Origin of the sequence: Achromobacter pestifer, from assembly GCF_902859625.1 — a bacterium.
Taxonomy (GTDB): Bacteria; Pseudomonadota; Gammaproteobacteria; order Burkholderiales; family Burkholderiaceae_B; genus Achromobacter; species Achromobacter pestifer.
This window is the reverse complement of the sequence record NZ_CADIJX010000006.1, coordinates 83186-104436: the sequence shown is the minus strand read 5'-3', so window position 1 is coordinate 104436 and position 21251 is coordinate 83186. Positions and strand designations below refer to the sequence as shown.

The 21251-nt window shown below is 62.2% G+C and carries 19 protein-coding genes; 1 reads left to right on the top strand and 18 read right to left on the bottom strand.

The window, feature by feature from the left end; translation table 11 throughout:
• Positions 1–29: 29 nt before the first annotated feature.
• From HV753_RS22360 to ndk, 14 genes are all read right to left on the bottom strand, one after another.
• Positions 30–1187, bottom strand: coding sequence for an ATP phosphoribosyltransferase regulatory subunit (locus HV753_RS22360; protein ID WP_175176778.1), 1158 nt, complete (start codon positions 1185–1187; stop codon positions 30–32).
• A gap of 263 nt (positions 1188–1450) precedes the next feature.
• Positions 1451–2353: a protease modulator HflC gene (gene hflC, locus HV753_RS22355; protein WP_006223986.1), complete on the bottom strand. Its 903-nt coding sequence runs from the start codon at positions 2351–2353 to the stop codon at positions 1451–1453.
• Positions 2354–2371: 18 nt separating this feature from the next.
• Positions 2372–3676, bottom strand: a complete 1305-nt coding sequence (gene hflK / locus HV753_RS22350; protein WP_175176777.1) for an FtsH protease activity modulator HflK — start codon at positions 3674–3676, stop codon at positions 2372–2374.
• Positions 3642–4748 (bottom strand): GTPase HflX, encoded by a 1107-nt coding sequence (gene hflX / locus HV753_RS22345; protein ID WP_175176776.1) that lies wholly within the window; start codon positions 4746–4748, stop codon positions 3642–3644. Before hflX ends, hflK begins: the two co-directional genes overlap by 35 nt.
• 84 nt (positions 4749–4832) lie before the next feature.
• The gene (gene hfq / locus HV753_RS22340) at positions 4833–5069 is read right to left on the bottom strand and encodes an RNA chaperone Hfq (RefSeq protein ID WP_006218585.1); all 237 of its coding nucleotides are present in this window, start codon (positions 5067–5069) and stop codon (positions 4833–4835) included.
• A gap of 158 nt (positions 5070–5227) precedes the next feature.
• Entirely contained in the window at positions 5228–6301 is a 1074-nt protein-coding gene (hisC, locus tag HV753_RS22335) for a histidinol-phosphate transaminase (protein WP_175176775.1), read from the bottom strand.
• A 3-nt stretch (positions 6302–6304) separates the two neighbouring features.
• Positions 6305–7657: a ribosome biogenesis GTPase Der gene (gene der / locus HV753_RS22330; protein WP_175176774.1), complete on the bottom strand. Its 1353-nt coding sequence runs from the start codon at positions 7655–7657 to the stop codon at positions 6305–6307.
• A gap of 25 nt (positions 7658–7682) precedes the next feature.
• A complete protein-coding gene (gene bamB / locus HV753_RS22325; protein ID WP_175176773.1) occupies positions 7683–8840 on the bottom strand; it encodes an outer membrane protein assembly factor BamB in 1158 nt (385 codons plus the stop codon).
• A 5-nt stretch (positions 8841–8845) separates the two neighbouring features.
• Positions 8846–9484 (bottom strand): YfgM family protein, encoded by a 639-nt coding sequence (locus HV753_RS22320; protein ID WP_175176772.1) that lies wholly within the window; start codon positions 9482–9484, stop codon positions 8846–8848.
• 3 nt (positions 9485–9487) lie between these two features.
• Positions 9488–10774 (bottom strand): histidine--tRNA ligase, encoded by a 1287-nt coding sequence (gene hisS / locus HV753_RS22315; RefSeq protein ID WP_175176973.1) that lies wholly within the window; start codon positions 10772–10774, stop codon positions 9488–9490.
• A 55-nt stretch (positions 10775–10829) separates the two neighbouring features.
• Complete coding sequence (gene ispG, locus HV753_RS22310) at positions 10830–12116, bottom strand: flavodoxin-dependent (E)-4-hydroxy-3-methylbut-2-enyl-diphosphate synthase (RefSeq protein WP_175176771.1); 1287 nt, start codon at positions 12114–12116, stop codon at positions 10830–10832.
• 13 nt (positions 12117–12129) lie between these two features.
• On the bottom strand, positions 12130–12624 hold the full coding sequence (locus HV753_RS22305) for a helix-turn-helix domain-containing protein (protein ID WP_175176770.1): 495 nt from the start codon (positions 12622–12624) through the stop codon (positions 12130–12132).
• Positions 12621–13775, bottom strand: coding sequence for a dual-specificity RNA methyltransferase RlmN (gene rlmN, locus HV753_RS22300; RefSeq protein WP_175176769.1), 1155 nt, complete (start codon positions 13773–13775; stop codon positions 12621–12623). The genes HV753_RS22305 and rlmN overlap by 4 nt, the downstream gene beginning before the upstream one ends.
• Positions 13776–13819: 44 nt before the next feature.
• Positions 13820–14245, bottom strand: coding sequence for a nucleoside-diphosphate kinase (ndk, locus tag HV753_RS22295; protein WP_054427443.1), 426 nt, complete (start codon positions 14243–14245; stop codon positions 13820–13822).
• A gap of 417 nt (positions 14246–14662) precedes the next feature.
• Between ndk and HV753_RS22290 the strand changes: the two genes are divergently transcribed.
• On the top strand, positions 14663–17557 hold the full coding sequence (locus HV753_RS22290) for a valine--tRNA ligase (RefSeq protein WP_175176768.1): 2895 nt from the start codon (positions 14663–14665) through the stop codon (positions 17555–17557).
• 80 nt (positions 17558–17637) lie between these two features.
• Here the strand turns inward: HV753_RS22290 and HV753_RS22285 are convergent, their stop codons facing one another.
• From HV753_RS22285 to HV753_RS22270, 4 genes are all read right to left on the bottom strand, one after another.
• The gene (locus HV753_RS22285; RefSeq protein WP_175176767.1) at positions 17638–18927 is read right to left on the bottom strand and encodes an NAD(P)/FAD-dependent oxidoreductase; all 1290 of its coding nucleotides are present in this window, start codon (positions 18925–18927) and stop codon (positions 17638–17640) included.
• 12 nt (positions 18928–18939) lie between these two features.
• Positions 18940–19671 carry an amino acid ABC transporter ATP-binding protein gene (locus tag HV753_RS22280; protein ID WP_175176766.1) on the bottom strand — a complete coding sequence of 244 codons (732 nt, stop codon included), beginning with the start codon at positions 19669–19671 and terminating at the stop codon, positions 18940–18942.
• Positions 19668–20321, bottom strand: a complete 654-nt coding sequence (locus tag HV753_RS22275; protein ID WP_175176765.1) for an amino acid ABC transporter permease — start codon at positions 20319–20321, stop codon at positions 19668–19670. The genes HV753_RS22280 and HV753_RS22275 overlap by 4 nt, the downstream gene beginning before the upstream one ends.
• A gap of 122 nt (positions 20322–20443) precedes the next feature.
• A complete protein-coding gene (locus HV753_RS22270; RefSeq protein WP_175176764.1) occupies positions 20444–21199 on the bottom strand; it encodes an ABC transporter substrate-binding protein in 756 nt (251 codons plus the stop codon).
• Positions 21200–21251: the final 52 nt, after the last annotated feature.

The following is a 21251-nucleotide window of genomic DNA, read 5'->3' as shown; positions in this document are numbered from 1 at the left end:
CGGCCCTCTTGTTTCCAAGAGGGAGTTAGTCACAGCGTTCTGACCGTCCAGGCACCATCTTGCAGTGCCAGCTCGCGATCGCAAACAAATTCGTCCTGATCCTGCTCGTGACCGGGCAATACCTGAACGACAATTTCCCCTGACCGGCGCAGGCGGCGAACCGCCTCGGTCAGAGCGGGGGCCTGCCCCCAGGGCGCGCGAACCGCACGCGCCCGTTCCGCTGGCGGCAAACCTGCCGCCAGTTTGCGTAAATCCAGACTGAAACCGGTGGCAGGACGCGCTCGGCCAAAGGCCCGGCTAACGTCGTCATACCGGCCACCGCTGACCAATGCGTCATGCCAACCTTCGGCGTACAACGCGAACTTGACGCCGGAGTGGTAGCCATAGCCCCCGACATCGGCCAAGTCGACGCTGAATGCCACGTTCGGCATCGCGTCCACCACCACCTGCAAGGCATCCAGTGCCGCAGCGACACCAGGCAACAGCGGCAGATCACGGCGTGCCACCTTCAGCACTTCCGCTCCGCCATACAAATTCGGCAGCAACTGCAACGCCTTCAGCGTTTCTTCCCGCATGCCGGGCGCCCGCTGAGCCAACTCACCCAGGCCCGGCACGTCTTTCTCGCGCAGCAGGCGGATGATTTCCTGCGACACCGATACCGCAGCCGGATCCGACTCCAGAATGGCGCGAACCACACCCGAATGGCACAAGTCCAGACGGGGGTTGCGCACTCCGGCGATGGCCACGGTTTCGAGCACAAGCTGAATGATTTCCAGATCGGCTTCAAAACCGGCGTGGCCGTAGATCTCGGCGCCGATCTGCAACAGCTCGCGGCTGGACAGCAAGTCCGCCGGACGGGCATGCAACACGTTGCCGCAATAGCACAGGCGGGTCACGCCGGCGCGGTTCAACAAGTGCGCATCGATGCGCGTGACCTGAGGAGTCATGTCCGCCCGCACGCCCAGCGTGCGGCCGGTCAGCTGGTCGACCAGCTTGCACGTGCGCAGATCCAAATCACTGCCGGTACCGGACAGCAACGAATCGATGTATTCGACCAGGGGCGGCGCGACCAGCTCGAAGCCGTAAGTACGGTACAAATCGAGAAGTTCGCGACGCAGTTCCTCGATGCGCCGGGCCTCTGCCGGAAGTACGTCGGCAAGGCTCTCGGGCAGCAACCAGTTACCCATGAATGTTTACCTGAATAACGCCAAGTGATGCATGGGCGTCGCCCAAACGAAAAAGCGGCTGAGGGGGCGTAAGCCCGCTCAGCCGCTGCGGAATGTTTTCTAGCTTACGGGGTATTGTACATGAGTCAGCCGCCAGCGCCAGCCAGGATTACTGGCCAGCGAAGGCGTCCCCTATTGCCGCAACCGCCGTCATCGCCGGGCATTTTTCCAGTAAAAAGCCCCTTGGGAAACCAAGGGGCTTTTGTTCCGCTACACGCGCCGCCTTACTTGGCCGGCACGGTGACCGGCGCCAAGGCAGCGCCAGCCGGATCCTTCATGAACTGGAAGAAGCTGGAGCTGGGGTCAACCACCAGCACATCGCCCGGCTTCGAGAACGAAGCGCGATAGGCTTCCAGGCTCTTGTAGTACGTGTAGAACTGCGGGTTCTTGCCGTAGGCCTGCGCGTAGATCGACGCCGCGGCGGCGTCGCCTTCACCCATGATGCCCTGGGCCTTGGCATACGCCTGAGCCACGATCACTTCGCGTTGGCGGTCAGCTTCAGCGCGGATCTTTTCACCTTCGGCGGCACCAATGGAACGCAGCTCGTTGGCGACGCGCGTACGCTCCGCTTCCATGCGGCGATACACCGATTCCGAAATTTCCGGAGCGAATTCGATACGACGCAAGCGCACGTCAACGATCTGCACGCCCAGAGGCTCGGCGCGCTTGGCCACGTTCGTCAGAATCTCGGCCATGATCTTGTCGCGTTCGGTCGAGACCACGTCACGCACCGTGCGCACGTTGACCGAGGCGTTCAGTGCGTCGCGAATCAGCGCTTGCAGGCGCTCTTGCGCAACGCGCTCATTGCCGCCCGTCGAGACGTAGTATTGACGGGGATCCGCAATACGCCACTTGACGTAGGAGTCAATCAGCAGGTTCTTCTTTTCGGAAGTCTGGATGCGTTCGGCTTCGTTGGTTTCGATGGTCAGAATGCGCTTGTCGAGCGTCACGACATTCTGGAACGGCGGCGGAGCCTTGAAGTACAGGCCGGGTTCACTAATGGTCTTGCGTACTTCACCCAGCGAGAACACCAGGGCGTAGTCGCGCTCGCGCACGACGAAGACGCAGGAAGACAGGGCAGCCAACACGATGAGCAGGCCGACCAGGATGGGCATAAAACGTTGCATGATCAGGAATCCTCCGGGTTAGCGCGACGTACGGTCGCGAGGCAGCGTGTTGCTATTGCTGCTGCCGGAAGATTGAGGCACCGGTACCGCGTTGCCACGCAATGGCGGCTGGACCGGCGGGCTGATCAAAGCAGGCGAACCCGGATTACCGACGCCGGTCTTGCTGGCGTCCTGGGCTGCCAGATGCATGATCTTGTCCAAGGGCAGGTACAACATGTTGTTGTTGCTCTTGGTGTCGACCATGACCTTGCTGGCGCGCGTGAAGATGTCCTGCATGCTTTCCAGGTACATACGCTGGCGCATGACCTGCGGCGCTTTCTCGTATTCACCCAGAATGCTGGTGAAGCGCGACGTATTACCCTGGGCATCGCCCACGACCTTGGCCTTGTAGCCCTCGGCCTGCTCGGTCATGCGGGAAGCCTGACCACTGGCCAGCGGCACGACCTGGTTGGCGTAAGCCTGGCCTTCGTTGATCTGGCGCTCGCGGTCCTGACCTGCCTTGACGGCATCATCGAACGCGGCTTGCACCTGCTCGGGCGGCTGCACGTTCTGGATGGCGACGGTGCTGACCTGCACACCGCTTTGATAGCGATCCAGAATCTGCTGCATCAGCGCCTGCACTTGCGTGGCAACCGCCGTACGGCCTTCATACAGCACGAAGTCCATCGACTGCTTGCCCACGACTTCGCGCATGGCCGTTTCAGAGGCCTGGCGGACGGATTCGTCCGGGTCGCGCGTCATGAAGAGGTAATCGGGAGCGCCATCGGCGCGCAGGCGGTACTGGACGACGAACTGCATGTCGACGATGTTCTCGTCCGTCGTGAGCATCAGCGCTTCAGGCAGAACCTTGTTGCGCGAACCGCCGCGGAAACCGACTTCAAACGTGCGCAACTGCGACACGTTGACGATCTCCTGGCTTTGAATGGGGTACGGCAGACGCCACTGGAAACCGGCCTGCGACGTGCTTTTATATTTGCCGAACTGGGTCACAACCGCGACCTGGCCTTCTTGCACGATGTAGAAGCCGCTGGCCGCCCAGATGCCCACCGCAACCAGGGCAATGACGCCCAGGCCGATGCGTGCGCCACGCGGCGACGGCGGCGTTATGCCACCACGGTTACCGGGACGGTTGTTACCACCGCCACCGCCCTTGCGACCGAACAGGGATCCGATGCGATTATTGAAATCGCGCCAGACCTCGTCCAGGTCGGGTGGGCCGTCTCCATTGCCTTGAGGCCGCTTAGGCGGCGGCTCGGAGCCATTGTTGTTCCCACGACCCCAACCGGGGTCATTCAGATTGAAGAGTTTGATAATTCGCGGCATTGTTTCCCACAATCTGTCCGGCCTCCGCAATTGCCCCGCGCAACGCATCCAGACCGGAGCGCTCGGAGGCGCTTACAAATACTCGCGCAATCGTACCATGTGCATCGCGCTCCACCCGGGGTTCCAATCCAGCCCGGTCAATCTTGTTGTATACCAGAATGGTTGGAATCGCGGAGGCGCCGATTTCAGCGAGGACCTTGTTGACTTCAAAAATCTGCTCGTCCCGTTGCGGACTGGCCGCATCGACCACGTGCAGCAGTAAATCAGCGTGCACCGTTTCTTCAAGAGTGGCCCGGAACGCGGCGATCAGGCCGTGAGGCAAGTCACGGATGAATCCCACCGTGTCGGATACCACCGCGGAACCCGCGCCCTCGATCCAGATGCGGCGCGTGGTTGTATCCAGCGTGGCAAAAAGCTGATCGGCAGCATACGCGCCGGCGCGGGTAAGCGCATTGAACAAGGTGGACTTGCCGGCGTTGGTGTAACCCACCAGCGACACCGACAGTGCACCGCCCCGGGCCCGCGCGCGGCGCTGGGTCACCCGCTGACGCTCGACCCGGTCCAGGCGCTCGCGCAGCATCTTGACCTTGTCGCCAATGATCCGGCGGTCCATTTCAAGCTGCGCTTCACCAGGCCCGCGCATCCCGATACCGCCGCGCTGACGTTCCAAGTGGCTCCACATGCGGGTCAGGCGCGTGGCCAGATGCTGCAACTGCGCAAGCTCGACCTGCAACTTGCCCTCGTGGCTCTTTGCCCGAAGCGCAAAGATATCCAGAATGAGCGCAACACGATCCACCACACGCAGATTGAAGACGCGCTCAAGGTTGCGTTGCTGCGCGGGCGACAAGGGCTGATCGAACAGGACGATGTCGGCCAGCAGAGCTTGCGCCATCGCGACGCCTTCGTCTGCCTTGCCGGAGCCGATGAAGAACTTGGCGTCGGGCCGGTCGCGCCGGGCGGTCAGGGTGCCGACGACTTCCGCGCCCGCGCCCTTGGCCAGCATCGCAAATTCCTCGGCATGGGCCGTGAAGTCTGGGTTACCCAGATCCACGCTGATAATCAGAGCGCGCATACATGCACCATAGTGGAGCCAAAGCGAAAATGCCCGCCGACGTCAACCGTCCGGCGGGCAAAAAAAGGTACAGCTGGAGCGAGATTACTCAGCAGGGACTTCCACCTGGAAATTCACGGCGCGGGCGGGAACAACGGTGGAAATGGCATGCTTGTAGACCATTTGCGTAACCGTATTGCGCAGCAGCACCACGTACTGATCAAAAGATTCGATTTGCCCTTGAAGCTTGATACCGTTCACCAAGTAAATCGACACGGGCACATGATCCTTGCGCAGCGTGTTCAGGAACGGATCTTGCAGAGTTTGCCCTTTATTGCTCATTGGCCAGGCTCCATTTGTTTGTTATTGAGTGATGATGTGCTTTTTTGTACTGGTGGAGCACATCGAAACATGTACTCTACAGGGTTTTCCCGGCCCGTGCTACTTGGCCGAGATGCAAAAGTGACACCAGAGATTTCAAGCTGAAAAGCCCCTGACGCTCACCCTTGCAAGACCTCCGCAAGCCCCTTCAAAAGCAGGTCGACCTGCTCATCCGTGCCCACGGTAATGCGAAGAAACTGATCGATGCGCGCATGACGAAAATGGCGCACGATGATGCTGCGCTCGCGCAAGGCGGCGGCCAGATCCGAAGCGTCCTTGGAGGGGTGCCGTGCGAACACGAAATTCGCGGCCGACGGCAACACTTCAAAACCCAGCGACTCCAGGCCCACCGTCATCCGTGACCGGGTTTCGATCACGGCTTGGCGAGTCTTCTCAAAGTACTCTGTATCTTCCAATGCCGCCACCGCGCCGGCCGATGCCAGGCGATCAATGGGGTAGGAGTTGAAACTGTTCTTTACGCGCTCCAGCCCATCGATGAGCGCTGCGCTACCGACGGCAAAGCCCACGCGCAGCCCTGCCAGGGAACGTGACTTGGACAAGGTCTGCACGACCAGCACGTTTTCATGGCGCGCCACCAGCCCCACCGCAGATTCGCCACCGAAATCCACGTAGGCCTCGTCCACCACCACCACCGCGTCGGGATTGCCGGCGACGATGCGCTCGACTTCAGCCACGCTGAGCGCGCGGCCCGTGGGCGCATTGGGATTCGGGAAAATGATGGCACCAGCCTGGCCATTGGCGCCTGGCAGGTAGTCTTCCACATCGATGCGGAAATCCGACGTCAGCGGCACGGTTTCGTGGTCGATGCCGTACAAGCCGCAGTAGACCGGGTAGAAGCTGTAGGTGATGTCCGGGAAGCGCAACGGACGATCGTGCTTGAGCAAGGCCAGGAAGACGTGCGCCAGCACTTCGTCAGAGCCGTTGCCGACGAACACCTGCTCCGGCTGCACACCCACCGTCGACGCAATCGCCTGACGGAGGCGGTCGGATGAGGGGTCCGGGTACAGCTTGAGCGTGTCGTCGCACGCGGCGCGAATCGCATCGAGCACCCTGGGCGACGGGCCGTAGGGATGCTCGTTGGTGTTCAGCTTGATCAGGTTCTGAAGCTTGGGCTGCTCGCCCGGGACATAGGGGCTAAGCGTCCCGACCACGGGACTCCAGAAACGGCTCATGAATCAGCTTTCCTGCGCGTAGGGGTTGTGCGAAGACTTGAACTCGATGCGCAGTGGCGTACCAGCCAGATCGAACGCATTGCGGAAACGGGTTTCCAGGTAGCGACGATACGAATCCGGGATGGCGTCCAGCGCATTGCCGTGGATGACGACCAGCGGCGGATTCTGTCCGCCCTGGTGCGCATAGCGCATCTTGGGGCGGAAGATACCCTTGCGAGGAGGCGGCTGCTGCTCAACGGCGGCTTGCAGCTCGCGAGTCAGCTTGGGCGTGGACAACTTGGCGAATGCCGCGGCATGCGCCGAATTGATCGACTTCAGCAACGGCTTGATGCCCTGCCCGCGCAACGCCGAAATGGTGTGCACGCGCGCAAACGACAGGAAGCGCAGCTTGCGCTGGAATTCGCGTTCGATGCGCTCTTTTTCCTCGCCGTCCAGGCCATCCCATTTATTGATGCCGACCACCACGGCGCGCCCGGTTTCCAGCACGAAGCCCGCGATGTGGGCATCCTGCTCGGAAATCTCGGTGTGCGCATCCAGCATCAGCAGCACGACGTTGCTGGCCTCGATGGCTTGCAGCGTCTTGATGACGGAGAACTTCTCCACGGCTTCAAATACCTTGCCGCGCTTGCGCAGACCGGCGGTATCGATGAGCGTATAGCGGCGGCCATCGCGATCGAAATCGATTTCAATGGCGTCGCGCGTGGTGCCCGGCAAGTCGAACGCGATCACGCGCTCTTCGCCCATCAGCGTATTGATGAGCGTCGACTTGCCCACGTTGGGACGGCCGACGATCGCCAGCTTGATGCGGTGATCGTGTTCGCCTTCCTCAAGCAGCTCTTCTTCCACCGGCGGTTCGGCCAGGTCTTTCAGCGCCAGCTCGATCAGGTCGACGATGCCATCGCCGTGTGCCGCCGAAATCGGATAGGGCTGACCCAATCCCAATTCGTGGAATTCGGAGATGGCGGCGCCCAGGCCCATGCCCTCTGCCTTGTTCACCGCCAGCAGCACCCGCTGCTGACCGGACTTGCGCAGCAATTGGGCGATTTCGTGGTCATGCGCGTTCAGGCCGGCGCGGGCATCCACCAGGAATACCACCACATCGGCTTCGGCGATGGCCTGCCGGGTCTGGCGGGCCATTTCCAGCAGGATGCCGTCCTTTGCGACCGGCTCGAAGCCGCCGGTATCGATAGCGATGAACGGGATCTCGCCTACCCTGCCCTCACCGTAATGGCGATCGCGGGTCAGGCCGGAAAAATCGGCCACCAACGCGGCGCGAGATCGCGTCAGGCGGTTGAAAAGGGTCGACTTCCCCACATTGGGGCGACCGACCAGGGCAACGACAGGCTTGAAAGACACGGTGTAAGGCTTTGTTCTATAGGGTTTAGTTGGCGCCGATCATGACGAGATTGCCATTGCCCGTCTGGACCAGCACACCTTGGGGGGTGGTTTGCGGCGGCGAAACGACGGCGCCCCCACCCACGGACAGCCGCGCCATCAGGCTGCCATCACTGCGCGACAGGAAGTGCAGATAGCCCTCCAGGTCGCCGACTGCCAACGCGCCGCCCAGCATGGCCGGCGCGGTGAGCTGACGGTTTTTCAGCGCCGCCTGCTTCCAGACGTTGCCGCCGTTATCCAGCGCAAAAGCGCTGACAACGCTGTTCTGATCCGCCGAATAAGCGAAACGTTCGTCCAATGTCACGCCGCTGACGCTGGAGAAATCCTTGGCCCACAACGGGCGGCCACCGGCCGTCACGTCAAAGCAGACGATACGCCCTTGGTAGGCAACCGCGCAAAGGAGATTGCCCGCGATGCGCGGCACACCGACTACATCGGTCAGGCGTTCAAGGTCGCTGGCGCCCTTCGGCGTGGCCACGGTGCCTTCCCATTGCACGTTTCCGCTATTGGAAGCAATCGCCATGAGCTTGCCGCCCGGCAGGCCGGTGATGACCAGCCCTTCGGCCAGCACCATCTGCGAGACGCTGCGCAGCGCCAGTGACGGGCCGGGGCGCTGTACGTTCCAGACGCGCTCGCCGCTGTTGGCGTCAAAGGCCTGGATGCGATAGTCGCCGCTGCGGACCACCACAATGCCATAACCCACCACCGGCGGGATCGTGACGTCGCTGGTGGCGCGGACCTTCCACTTCACCTTGCCGTTGTCGTCAAAGGCGATCACGTCGCCGTCGGGCGACGCCACCGCAGTGGTCGTGCCATCGCTGCCCGCGCCAGCCGACAACTTGCCGTCGGTCTTGGCCTTCCACAAGGGACGGCCGCTTTGCAGGTCGAACTTGCCCACCGAACCATCCGGCGTGGCGGCATAAACCGCGCTACCCAGCACCGTGGGCGCAAAACCCAGGCCGGAACCGCTGCCGATTGATGTCGACCAGACCTGATGCACGGACATGCCGGCCTTGTACTCGGTCAGCGGCGCGGGATCGTAACGGCCGTCATCGTGGGAAAACAAGCCGCATCCGCCCAGAGCAAGCAAGCTTGCCAGGCAAACGGCGCCACGCCAGGTACGACCAGGTGCAAATTTACGCATTACAGTCACGCTCCGCTCAGGGCATCCAATTTCAATTGCACAACCTGGGTCATCGGATTTGCCGTGCCCAGGCCATCAATGGCGCTTTGCCATGCCGCACGCGCTTCATCGCGCTTGCCTTGCGCCGCGAGGATATCGCCACGACGATCAGCAAACAAGGCGGCAAAGGCGGCCGGCGGGTTGTTCAATTGAGCCAGCGCAGGATCATATTGCTTCTGATCCAGCAGCATGCCGGCCAGGCGCAGGCGCGCGACGGCTTGCATCGCCGGATTCTTGCCTTGCGCGGCCAGCCATTCCAGCTGCTCGCGGGCGCCGGCCTCGTCCTTCTGGGCTTGCAAGGCTTGGGCTGCGACCAATGCGCCACGCGCGGCGTAGCCGGTTGCCGGGTACTGTTCGCGCAGGGTGGCAGCGGCGGTCTTGATGCGCACCGAGGAATCGGCGCCACCCAGGCGGGCCGCGTCTTCCAGCGCTTCAAAGTAGCCCATGGCCTGATTGGCGCGGTGCGACTCATAGGCCTTCCAACCCCACCAACCGCCCCAGGCCAGCGCCACGACCGCAAACAGCGTCACGACCAGCGTCCCGTAACGGGCCCACCACGCCTTGATTGCGTCCAACTGTTCCTGTTCTTCGAGATCGTATGCCATGCCTTAACCCTTGTTGTTCAGTACCGCAGCCAGATCCTTCAGCGGGACCTGCTGCTGAGCGGCGTCGCCTTGAGCGTCCGCGCGCAAATATTTGACGCTGGCGGTCCGCGACGCGACTTCATCGGCGCCAAGAATAACCGCAACCTTGGCGCCGCTGGCATCCGCGCGCTTGAATTGGGACTTGAAACCGGCCGAACCGGCATGCACGATGACGGACAAACCGGCATCGCGCAGGTCTTCGCCGACCCGGGCGGCCAGGCGCTGAGCGTCTTCACCCTGGTGCACGACATAGACGTCGCATTCCGCCGGCGCGTCCAGCTGCACGCTCTGTTCCCAAAGGTCCAGCAGGCGCTCCATGCCGATCGCGAAACCAACCGCGGGCGCGGGTTTGCCGCCCAGCAGTTCGACCAGGCCGTCATAGCGGCCACCGCCGCAGACCGTGCCCTGGGAACCCAGGCGGTCAGTGACCCACTCGAACACCGTCAGGTTGTAGTAGTCCAGGCCACGCACCAGGCGCGGGTTCAGGCTGTATTCGATGCCGGCTTCCGTCAGGCGCTGACACACGCCTTCAAAGTGAGCGCGGGATTCTTCGCCCAGGAAGTCGAACAGGCGCGGCGCGCTATTCGCCATTTCCTGCATGGCGGGATTCTTGGTGTCCAGCACACGCAGCGGATTCGTGTACAAGCGGCGCTGGCCGTCTTCGTCCAGAACGTCGCGGTGCTTTTCCAGATGCTCGATCAAGGCGGCGCGGTGTGCGGCACGCTCAGCGGGCTGCCCCAGGGAGTTCAGCTCCAGACGCACGTCCTTGAGGCCCAGCAGCTTCCACAGGCGGGCCAGCATGACGATCAGCTCGGCGTCCACGTCGGGGCCGGCAAAGCCCAGGGCTTCGACGTCGATCTGGTGGAATTGGCGGTAACGGCCGCGCTGCGGGCGCTCGTGGCGGAACACGGGACCAATGGAGTAGACCCGCTGCGGGCGATCATAGAGCATGTTGTGCTCGATGGACGCGCGCACGATGCCGGCCGTCATCTCGGGACGCATCGTCAGCGACTCGCCATTCAGCGCGTCGGTGAAGGTGTACATCTCTTTTTCGACGATGTCGGTCACTTCACCAATGCCGCGCGTGAACAGGCGCGTATGCTCAAGCACAGGCGTACGCACGTTGCGATAGCCATAGCCGCGCAGCCAGCCGCGCACGATTTCCTCGAACTGCTCCCAACGGGCGCTCGGCCCGGGCAACACGTCATTCATGCCGCGTATGGCGGCCACTTTCTGGAAAGCTTGAGTCATCTTGATCATGCCGCGTCACGCGCCTGCCGGCGCGCGTGCGGCTACACCCTTTCTTTTAATGAGAGGCGAGCACGCCATAACGGCGTGCCACATAGTCTTCGACGATGGCCTGGAACTCTTCGGCGATGTGATCGCCTTTGAGCGTAACCGTGCGCTCTCCGTCCACGAATACCGGCGCCGCGGGCACTTCGCCCGTTCCCGGCAGACTGATTCCGATATCGGCGTGACGGCTTTCGCCCGGGCCATTGACCACACAGCCCATGACCGCGACGTTCATGCTTTCAACGCCCGGATACTGCCCTTTCCAGATGGGCATCTGACGCCGCAGATAGGACTGGATGCTATCAGCAAGTTCTTGGAAGAACGTGCTGCTGGTGCGGCCACAACCGGGGCACGCCACCACCATCGGCGTGAACGCGCGCAAGCCCATCGTCTGCAAGATCTCTTGCGCCACGATGGCTTCGCGGCTGCGGTCGCCGCCAGGTTCTGGCGTCAGCGAAATGCGGATGGTGTCGCCAATGCCCTGCTGCAACAGCACCGCCAGCGCCGCCGTGGACGCCACGATACCTTTGCTGCCCATGCCCGCTTCGGTCAAGCCCAGATGCAGGGGGTAGTCGCAACGGGCGGACAAATCGCGGTAGACCGCGATCAGATCCTGCACGTGGCTGACCTTGCACGACAAAATAATGGCGTCCTGCCGCAGACCGAGTTCTTCGGCGCGCTGCGCATTGGTGATGGCGGAAACGACCAGCGCGTCGCGCATCACGGCCTGGGCCTCCCAGGGCTGCGCGCGGCGGCTGTTTTCGTCCATCTTCCGCGCCATCAGCTCGTGGTCCAGGCTGCCCCAGTTCACGCCGATACGCACGGGTTTATCGTAGCGGCACGCCACTTCGATCATTTGCGCGAAATTGTCGTCGCGCCGCTTGCCGCCGCCCATGTTGCCGGGGTTGATCCGGTACTTGGACAGCGCTTGAGCACATTCGGGAAACTGCGTCAGCAGCTTATGGCCGTTGTAGTGGAAGTCACCCACCAGCGGCACATTCATGCCCATGCGGTCGAGCTGTTCGCGGATGGCGACCACTTCACGGGCCGCCTCGGGCGTATTCACCGTGATCCGCACCAGTTCCGAGCCGGCCAAGGCCAGCTCTTTGACCTGAATCGCCGTGGCGATGGCGTCCGCGGTGTCGGTGTTGGTCATGGACTGCACCACGACCGGGGCGTCGCCGCCCACCATCACAACGCGATCGCCCCACTTCACCGCTACCGAGCGCGTGGCGCGGCGCATGGCGGCCCCCACGGAGGGAGGCGGCGCATCCTGGCAAGGCAGAGAAGAATCTTCCATCAGTGGAACCGGGTTACTTGGTCGGCTTCGGCAGCCAGTCGAACGGCAGCCATTGCTGCGGCAACCAGCCTTGCCAGAAGGCATATGCCACGCCGGCAGCCAGCACCAGCACGATGGCAATGAGCCAGCCCCAGGGCATGGACGACGAACGCTCGTCATCGGCGCTGGACTGCGGGATGGAATGCGCCGAATGCAGGGCGCCCGGGCTCAGCTTCACCGGGCCGGTAACGCGAGCCTTCGGATCCAGCGAATCAACGATGGCTTGCGAATCCGCGCCCAGCAGGCGCGCATAGTTGCGGACCAGGCCGCGCAGGGAAACGCCGGTGGGCAGGTCTGCCCACGCTTCGTTTTCAAGGGCTTCGATCTGCTTCGTGGAAAACTTGATGCGGCTGGATACTTCGTCGAGCGACCAGCCCTTGGACTGGCGCAGCGAGCGCAATGCCGAGCCCACGCTGCCCGCAGCGCTTGCGGGCGTTTCAGAAACTGCAGAAGCGAAATCCTGCGTCATGCATGCACCTGTTTAATTGGTATGGTCTGGCGCTGTGCGGCATTGCGCTCGGTGATCCGAGTACGGTCCCGCACTTCTCCTGCCAGTTGACCACAAGCTGCATCGATATCGTCACCCCGGGTCTTGCGCACGGTGGTGATGATGCCAGCGTCCATCAGACGCTGCGCAAACACCTTGACACGTGCGGAGTTCGAGCGCTTGAGCCCTGACTCGGGGAAGGGATTGAACGGAATCAGATTGAGCTTGCAGCGCAACTGGCGTGCAATTTGGATCAGTTCCTTGGCGTGCTGATCGGTATCATTGATGCCGTCCAGCATGCAATATTCAAACGTGATGAAGTCGCGCGGAGCAAACGCCAGATAGCGCTCGCAAGCCGCCAGCAACTCTTTCAACGGGTATTTCTTGTTCAGCGGCACCAGCTCGTCGCGCAGCGCATCGTTGGGCGCATGCAGCGAGACAGCCAGCGCCACCGGACAGTCCTGCGACAGGCGGTCCATCATGGGGACGACACCCGACGTGGACACCGTGACGCGGCGGCGCGACAAGCCGTAGGCATTGTCGTCCAACATCAGGCGCAAGGCCGGCAGAACCTGGTCGTAGTTGAGCAAGGGTTCACCCATGCCCATCATGACCACGTTGCTGATGACCCGCGTATCTTCGGTGGCTTTGGCGCTTTCCAGGCGGGCGGTGCCGATGTCGGCCTCCAGCACGCGCTTGGCCCACCACAGCTGACCGATGATTTCGCTGGTTTTCAAGTTGCGGTTGAAGCCCTGATGCCCGGTCGAGCAAAAGCGGCAGTTCACCACGCAGCCGGCCTGGCTGGAAATGCAAAGGGTGCCGCGATCGTCTTCAGGAATGAAGACGGTTTCGATGGCATTGCCCTGCCCCACATCGAACAGCCATTTGCGCGTGCCGTCGGTCGAGCGTTGCTGGACATTGACGGGCAAGGCTTCGATACGGCAGTTCGACGCGAGTTGGCTGCGGAATTCGCGAGCCAGATCGGTCATGGCGTCGAACGAATCGGCGCCACGCTGGTGCATCCAGCGTTGCAGCTGACGGGCGCGAAACGGCTTCCCGCCCCACTGCCCGACAAGTTCGGACAGGGCGGAGCCATCCAGCCCCAGCAAATTGATTCGTTCGACGGATTCCATGACCTGGGTAGCGCTAAAAAACTAAAACAGTGCTTTCGCGAAAATCAACGGCTGTGGATGTTGATTTCGGGGAAGAAGAAAGCGATTTCGACAGCAGCCGTTTCCGGAGCGTCCGAGCCGTGCACGGCGTTGGCGTCGATGCTGTCGGCGAAGTCGGCGCGGATGGTGCCGGGAGCTGCCTTCTTCGGGTCGGTTGCGCCCATCAGGTCGCGGTTCTTCAGGATGGCTTCTTCGCCTTCCAGCACTTGCACGAAGACCGGGCCCGAGATCATGAAGTCAACCAGGTCCTTGAAGAAGGGGCGTTCCGAGTGCACGGCGTAGAAACGCTCGGCGTCGGCGCGCGACAGTTGGGCCAGGCGGGCGGCGATGACCTTCAGGCCGGCTTGCTCGAAACGGCCGACGATCTGGCCGATGACGTTCTTGGCGACGGCGTCGGGCTTGATGATCGAGAGGGTGCGTTGGATGGACATAAGGAACTCCGAAAGCTGATTTCTGACTGGTTTCTGATGAATTGCCTGGCGTGGCTCTGCACTTTTGGGTGTCACCCTAGAGTGTCATCGCGCGACTGGCGCACAGGTGGTCCGAATGGTTTGAATGGTTCTTTGAACGTTTCAGTGACTATTTCGGGCCGACCTGAACCACATGGCCAAGGCAGGGATTCGACACTGCCTACCGATCAGACACGCCCTCAATTCTGATTCAGATTTCTGAAACGTGCACTTTTCCGTGCGCATTTCTGAAGGAATCCTCAATGAATTCAGGGACTTCTAAAAGGTTTACAGTAACCCGGTATTCTAACACGCTGAGAAGACCGCATTACATCTTAAAATGAGCGGTTTGCTGCCCGTATCCCTACCCCCGGGCGCCCTGTTTGCCGGAACCCTGTAATGACTCAAGCTGCTCCCCCGAACGCTGCGAACCCCGCGAGCGACACCCCGGAACTCTCAAAGAGCTTCGAACCCTCCGAACTGGAATCCCGCTGGTATGCCGAGTGGGACAAGCGCGGGTATTTCACGGCGGGCCAGCACGTAAAAACGGGGACGGAAAGCCAGCCCTATGTCATCCAGTTCCCGCCGCCCAACGTGACCGGCACCCTGCACATGGGCCATGCGTTCAACCAGACCATCATGGACGGCCTGGTGCGCTATCGCCGCATGTCGGGCGACGACACCGTGTTCATTCCGGGCACCGACCACGCCGGCATCGCCACCCAGATCGTTGTTGAAAGACAGCTGGACGCCCAGAAGGTTTCCCGCCACGACCTTGGCCGCGAAAAATTCGTGGAAAAGGTCTGGGAATGGAAGGAAAAGTCGGGCAACGCCATCACCGAGCAAGTGCGCCGCCTGGGCGCATCGGCCGACTGGCCGCGCGAATACTTCACCATGGACGACCGCATGTCGCGCGGCGTGGTGGAAACGTTCGTGCGCCTGCATAAACAGGGACTGATCTACCGCGGCAAGCGCCTGGTCAACTGGGACCCGAAGCTGCTGACCGCCGTGTCCGACCTGGAAGTCCAGTCCGAAGAGACCGATGGCCACATGTGGCACATCCTCTACCCCTTCGTCGACGGGCCGCAGACCATTGTCGACAAAGAGGGCCAGACCGTCACGCTGCGCGGCATGACCATCGCCACGACCCGGCCGGAAACGATGCTGGCCGACGGCGCCCTGTGCGTGCACCCTGACGACCCGCGCTATCAGCACCTGATCGGCAAGCAAGTCGAACTGCCGCTGTGCGACCGCAACATCCCCATCATCGCCGACGATTTCGTCGATCCCGAATTCGGGACGGGTTGCGTCAAGATCACCGGCGCGCACGATTTCAACGACTACGCCTGCGCGATGCGCCACGATCTGCCGCTGATCGTGATCTTCACGCTGGATGCGCACATCAACGAGAACGGCCCCAAGCAGTTCCAGGGCCTGGAACGCTATGAGGCGCGCAAGGCGGTCGTTGCCCAGCTGGATGCCGAAGGCTATCTGGTCAAGATCGAACCGCACAAGATGATGCAGCCCAAGGGCGATCGCACCGGCGTCGTGCTGGAGCCCATGCTGACGGACCAATGGTTCGTGGCCATGAGCAAGCCCGCCCCGGAAGGCACGCTGAACCCGGGCAAGAGCATCACCGAAGTCGCCCTGGAAGTCGTGGCCGACGGCCGCATCAAGTTCTACCCGGACAACTGGACCACCATCTACAACCAGTGGCTGAACAACATCCAGGACTGGTGCATCTCGCGCCAACTGTGGTGGGGCCATCAGATTCCGGCCTGGTATTCGGAAGACGGCCAGATCTTCGTGGCGCACGACGAAGCCGGCGCCATCGAACAGGCGCGCGCTGCCGGCGTCACGGGCGAACTCAAGCGCGATCCGGACGTGCTGGACACCTGGTTCTCGTCGGGTCTCGTGCCCTTCACGACGCTGGGCTGGCCTGACAACACCCCCGACCTGCAACGCTACCTGCCGTCCAGCGTGCTGGTGACGGGCTTTGACATCATCTTCTTCTGGGTGGCGCGCATGGTCATGCTGACCACGCACATGACCGGCCAGATTCCGTTCAAGCACGTCTACGTGCACGGCCTGATCCGCGACGCCGACGGCCAGAAGATGAGCAAGTCCAAGGGCAACACGCTGGACCCGGTCGACCTGATCGACGGCGTCGACCTGGACCGCCTGGTCGCCAAGCGCACCTATGGCCTGATGAACCCCAAGCAGGCCGGGGCCATTGAAAAAGCCACGCGCCGGCAGTATCCGGACGGCATCCCCGCCTTCGGCACCGACGCGCTGCGCTTCACGATGGCCGCTTACGCCACGCTGGGCCGCAACATCAACTTCGACTTGAAGCGTTGCGAGGGCTACCGCAACTTCTGCAACAAGCTGTGGAACGCCACGCGCTTTGTGCTGATGAACACGGAAGGCCATGACCTGACGGGTTCGGATGCCGGCGAAACGTCGTTCGTCGACCGTTGGATCATCAGCCAGATGCAGACGCTGGAAGCCGATGTGGCGCGCGGATTCGCCGACTACCGCTTCGACAATATCGCCAACGCGCTTTACCGCTACGTCTGGGACGAATACTGCGATTGGTATCTGGAACTGGCCAAGGTGCAGATCCAGACCGGCACGCCCGCCCAGCAACTGGGTACGCGCCGCACCCTGATCCGCGTGCTGGAATGCGTGCTGCGCCTGGCCCACCCGATCATCCCGTTCATCACGGAAGAACTCTGGCAGAAGGTATCCGTGGTGGCGGGCAAGCGCCAGGAAGGCGTTGCCGGCAGTGTCAGCGTCCAACCCTATCCGCAAGCCAATCCGGCCGCGGTGGATGCCGCCGCCGAGGCCGACGTGGCCGAGCTCAAGGCGCAGGTCGAAGCGGTGCGCGCGCTGCGCGGTGAAATGAACCTGTCGCCCGCCCAGAAGGTGCCGTTGTGCGCTCAGGGCGATGCCCCCACGCTCAAGCGCAACGCGCCCTACCTGGCCGCGCTGGCCAAGCTGAGCCAGGTCGATGTGCTGGACACGCTGCCGGATGCCGGTGCGCCGGTTCAGGTCGTGGGAGCCAGCCGCCTGATGCTGCACGTCGAGGTTGATGTGGTGGCTGAACGCATTCGCCTGGACAAGGAAATCGCCCGCCTGGAAGGCGAGATCGCCAAGGCCAACGGCAAGCTGTCCAACGCCAGCTTCGTCGAACGCGCCCCCGCGGCCGTCGTCGAACAGGAAAAGGCACGCATGGCGCAATTTGGCGAGACCCTGCTGAAGGTGCGTGAACAACGCACCAAGCTCGGCAACTAAGCGATCGTCCTGCTCCTGAAACAAGAAACCCCGGACTGGTTCCGGGGTTTTTCATTGTCCAACCTGCAAAAGCGGCCTGCTCAGACGCCGCCGTCGGTCATGCGATACCACGTCACCACCGCATTGACGTAGAGGCGCCGCAACCCGTAAAGCGGAAATGAGGTGACTGGCGACAGCGGCACGGGCAAGGCGCCGGCATCGCCCGTTGCAACGTACTGGGCCATGGCACGCCCCATGCTGGTTTGCAATCCCACCCCACGCCCCTGGCAACCGATGTCGACCAGCAGACCGGGCTGTGGCTCGTGCAAATGCGGCAGGTAGTCGCGGGTGATGGCGACACGCCCGCACCAGCGATATTCAAATGGCGTGCCCGCCACCTGCGGGAACATCTTCAGCATGACCCGTTCCAGATGCGCCCAGTCGGCGGGCCCCTTGGGCTCGCGGAACGGGCCGCGTCCGCCCATCAGTAGCCGTCCCTGGTGGTCCAACCGGAAATACAGCAGCAGGTTGCGCGTATCCGAGGTGACATGGCCCTCGGGAAAGATGCCCGCGCGCACCGACTCCGGCAATGGCGCGGTGGCCACCTGGAAGGTATTGGCATCGATGATGGACGTTTTCAGTCCAGGCAGCAGATCGCCGCCGTAGGCATTGGTGCACATCACCACACGGTCAGCGCTGACCGTCGCTCCTTTGGCGGTCGCGGCCGTCCATTTGCCGCCGTTTCGAGTCAGGCCCGTGACCGGGGTGTCGGTGTGTATGGTGACGCCGGCGTTCAGTGCGGCCCGTGCCAGTCCGCGCACATAACTCAATGGCTGCACCGCGCCAGCGCGCTTGTCCACCCAACCGCCCAGATAACGATCGGTGCCCAGCAGGCGGGTGACCTGACTGCGATCCAGCGGCTGGGCATCCACGCCATGGCGTGCCCATTGCGCCGCTCGATCGTGCGCGATGCGCAGCGCGTCGGCGTTGTGAGCCCCTTGAATCCAGCCCTTGCGGAGATGCGGCACATCCATGGCATGACGATCGATCAGATCGAATACCGAATCCGCGGTGGCGCCTGCAAATCGCAGCAGACGTTCGCCCCGCTCTTGGCCGAACGTCGAAATCAAGGCGTCAGGGTCGTACTTCAGCCCCGGAATCACTTGACCGCCATTGCGGCCCGATCCCCCGAAGCCGATCTCTCGCGCCTCCAGCACCACCACCTTCACGCCGCGCTCGGCCAGATGCAGCGCCGTGCTCAGGCCGGCGTAACCGCCACCGATGACCAGCACATCCGCTTGGGTGGAGGCCTCAAGCGGCTGGGTTGGCGGAGGCGCCGCCGCGGTTGCGGCCCATAACGACGGAGAAAGAGGAAACGGCACTTGCTGCATGATGATTCCTTCCTACATGGGATGCAGCACGCGGCGCAGGAAATCCTGCGTGCGGGGGTGCTGCGGATGATTCAGAAGCTCTCGGGCGGCGCCCTGCTCGACCATGACACCGCCGTCGAAGAACATGACGCGATCGGCAACCTCGCGCGCAAAGCTCATTTCATGCGTCACGACCACCATGGTCATGCCTGCCTCGGCCAGCTTGCGCATGACGCCCAACACGTCACCCACCAGCTCCGGATCCAACGCGGACGTCGGCTCATCAAACAGGATGGCCTTGGGCTGCATCGCGAGCGCGCGCGCGATGGCCACGCGCTGCTGCTGCCCGCCCGACAGCTGGTTGGGATGCGCATCGGCCTTGTCCGCCAGCCCCACGCTGGCCAACAATTCGCGGCCACGCTCCAAGGCCTGCGCGCGCGGCTCTTTCTTGACGAAGATAGGCCCCTCAATCACATTTTCCAGCGCAGTGCGATGAGGGAAAAGGTTGAATCGCTGAAACACCATTGCCACCTGCGTGCGGATGGAAACAATGGACGGCGCCTCGGTATCGACCAGTTCACCGTCCACGGTGATGCGTCCGGCGTTGTAGCGTTCCAGCCCATTGATGCAGCGCAGAATGGTGGACTTGCCGGATCCTGATGGACCAATCACGCACACGACCTCGCCCTTGGTGACCTCGGCGTCAATGCCCTTCAGCACTTCAAGCGCGCCAAAGCTTTTGCGGACTCCCTGAAGTTCGATCATTTTGTGGCGCTCCTTTTTTCCAGGTGGCGGACCAGCAGGATCAGCGGCACGCACATCACCAGGTACATCAACGCCACCAACGAGAAGACCGTGGCGTTCTTGAAGGTCGACACGGCGATCAGCTTGCCCTGCAAGGCCAGCTCGGCCACCGTGATCGTCGACGCCTGCGAGGAATCCTTGAGCATCATGATCATGATGTTGCCGTAGGGCGGCAGCACGATCTTGACGGCTTGCGGCAGCACCACACGCCGCATCGTCATGCTCCAGCTCATGCCCATCGCCATCGCGGCTTCGATCTGGCCACGGTCTATGGCCTGGATGCCTGCGCGGAAGTTCTCGGCCTGGTAGGCGGAATACGCCACCCCCAACCCGATGATGGCGGCCTGCACCGCCGACAGCGAAATGCCCATGTCGGGCATCACGAAGTAGATATAGAACAACAGCACGATGATCGGGATGCCGCGCAGCAAATTGATGACGCCGCCGCTGAACTTGGACAGGAACCTGTTCCCTGAAACACGCATCAGCGCCCATACCAGCCCCAGCACCGTCGACAGCACAAGCGAGCCCAATGTCACCAGGATCGTCAGCTTTGCCCCTTGCAGCAAGATCGGCAGGTACTCCGCCGCGTCCTTGAAGAATTCCGTCATGACTCTACCCACCCCAACAAGACAGCCCGCACAAACGCGGGATGCGCCCCGCCTGCCGGCGCACGGGTGTGCGCCGGCCAGGCTGATGCGATAACGCTTGGTTGCTTGAGATCAGGCCGGCATCAAGCGCCGGACAAGCCCCACTTTTTCAAGATGGCATCGATGGCGCCATCCGCCTTCAGCTTGACCAGCGCCTTGTTGATGCGGTCGAGCAACGCGGTGTCTTCCTTGCGCGTGGCCAGCCCCAGGCTACCCATGATGGTGGGCTGATACGACTTCGCCATCTTCAGGTTGGGATAGTTGCCTTGCGTCAGGATGTAGGCCGCGATGGGGTAGTCCATGAAGCCGCCCTGGATGCGGCCGGCGTTGGCGTCGCGCATCATGTCGGGCGGGTTGTCGTAAAGCTTCACTTCCTTGAACATGCCGCTTTTCTGAATGGGCTCGACAAAGGCGGTACCCACCTGCACACCGACCGTCATGTCCTTCATGTCGGCAAAGGACTTGTAGTCCTTGTTGTCGGTCTTCAGCACCATCAGGCCCTCGCCGTAGCGATACACGGGCTCCGAAAAGCTCACGACCTGCTGACGCTGCGGCGTGATGAACATGGCCGCCGACACGATATCGATGCGCTTGGAAGTCAGTGAACCAATCAGCGCCGAAAACGCCATGGGTTCAATCTGCACCTCGAACCCCGCCTCTTTGCCAACCGCCTTCACGATGTCGACCATCACCCCTTCGATGCTGTTGGTCTTGGTATCTAGAAACGTGAACGGACTGCCGGTGGGTGTGGACCCCACTTTCAACACCGTCTGGGCGTGCGCGCCCGCGGCCATGGACAATGCTGCGAATACCGAGACAACCAGAGTCTTGAATTTCATGACATATCCTCATCGTGGCAAAGAAGTCCGGACAACGCGCGGCGTGTCCGGT

Bases quoted from the DNA above. Each gene is read 5' to 3' on its own strand.
- hisS (WP_175176973.1), bottom strand. From the start codon at position 10,774: ATGACTCAAGCTTTCCAGAAAGTGGCCGCCATACGCGGCATGAATGAC.
- hflC (WP_006223986.1), bottom strand. From the start codon at position 2,353: ATGCAACGTTTTATGCCCATCCTGGTCGGCCTGCTCATCGTGTTGGCT.
- HV753_RS22360 (WP_175176778.1), bottom strand. From the start codon at position 1,187: ATGGGTAACTGGTTGCTGCCCGAGAGCCTTGCCGACGTACTTCCGGCA.
- HV753_RS22285 (WP_175176767.1), bottom strand. From the start codon at position 18,927: ATGCAGCAAGTGCCGTTTCCTCTTTCTCCGTCGTTATGGGCCGCAACC.
- hisC (WP_175176775.1), bottom strand. From the start codon at position 6,301: ATGAGCCGTTTCTGGAGTCCCGTGGTCGGGACGCTTAGCCCCTATGTC.
- rlmN (WP_175176769.1), bottom strand. From the start codon at position 13,775: ATGGAATCCGTCGAACGAATCAATTTGCTGGGGCTGGATGGCTCCGCC.
- HV753_RS22305 (WP_175176770.1), bottom strand. From the start codon at position 12,624: ATGACGCAGGATTTCGCTTCTGCAGTTTCTGAAACGCCCGCAAGCGCT.
- HV753_RS22290 (WP_175176768.1), top strand. From the start codon at position 14,663: ATGACTCAAGCTGCTCCCCCGAACGCTGCGAACCCCGCGAGCGACACC.
- HV753_RS22270 (WP_175176764.1), bottom strand. From the start codon at position 21,199: ATGAAATTCAAGACTCTGGTTGTCTCGGTATTCGCAGCATTGTCCATG.
- ndk (WP_054427443.1), bottom strand. From the start codon at position 14,245: ATGTCCATCCAACGCACCCTCTCGATCATCAAGCCCGACGCCGTCGCC.
- hflK (WP_175176777.1), bottom strand. From the start codon at position 3,676: ATGCCGCGAATTATCAAACTCTTCAATCTGAATGACCCCGGTTGGGGT.
- ispG (WP_175176771.1), bottom strand. From the start codon at position 12,116: ATGGAAGATTCTTCTCTGCCTTGCCAGGATGCGCCGCCTCCCTCCGTG.
- hfq (WP_006218585.1), bottom strand. From the start codon at position 5,069: ATGAGCAATAAAGGGCAAACTCTGCAAGATCCGTTCCTGAACACGCTG.
- HV753_RS22280 (WP_175176766.1), bottom strand. From the start codon at position 19,671: ATGATCGAACTTCAGGGAGTCCGCAAAAGCTTTGGCGCGCTTGAAGTG.
- hflX (WP_175176776.1), bottom strand. From the start codon at position 4,748: ATGCGCGCTCTGATTATCAGCGTGGATCTGGGTAACCCAGACTTCACG.
- HV753_RS22275 (WP_175176765.1), bottom strand. From the start codon at position 20,321: ATGACGGAATTCTTCAAGGACGCGGCGGAGTACCTGCCGATCTTGCTG.
- bamB (WP_175176773.1), bottom strand. From the start codon at position 8,840: ATGCGTAAATTTGCACCTGGTCGTACCTGGCGTGGCGCCGTTTGCCTG.
- HV753_RS22320 (WP_175176772.1), bottom strand. From the start codon at position 9,484: ATGGCATACGATCTCGAAGAACAGGAACAGTTGGACGCAATCAAGGCG.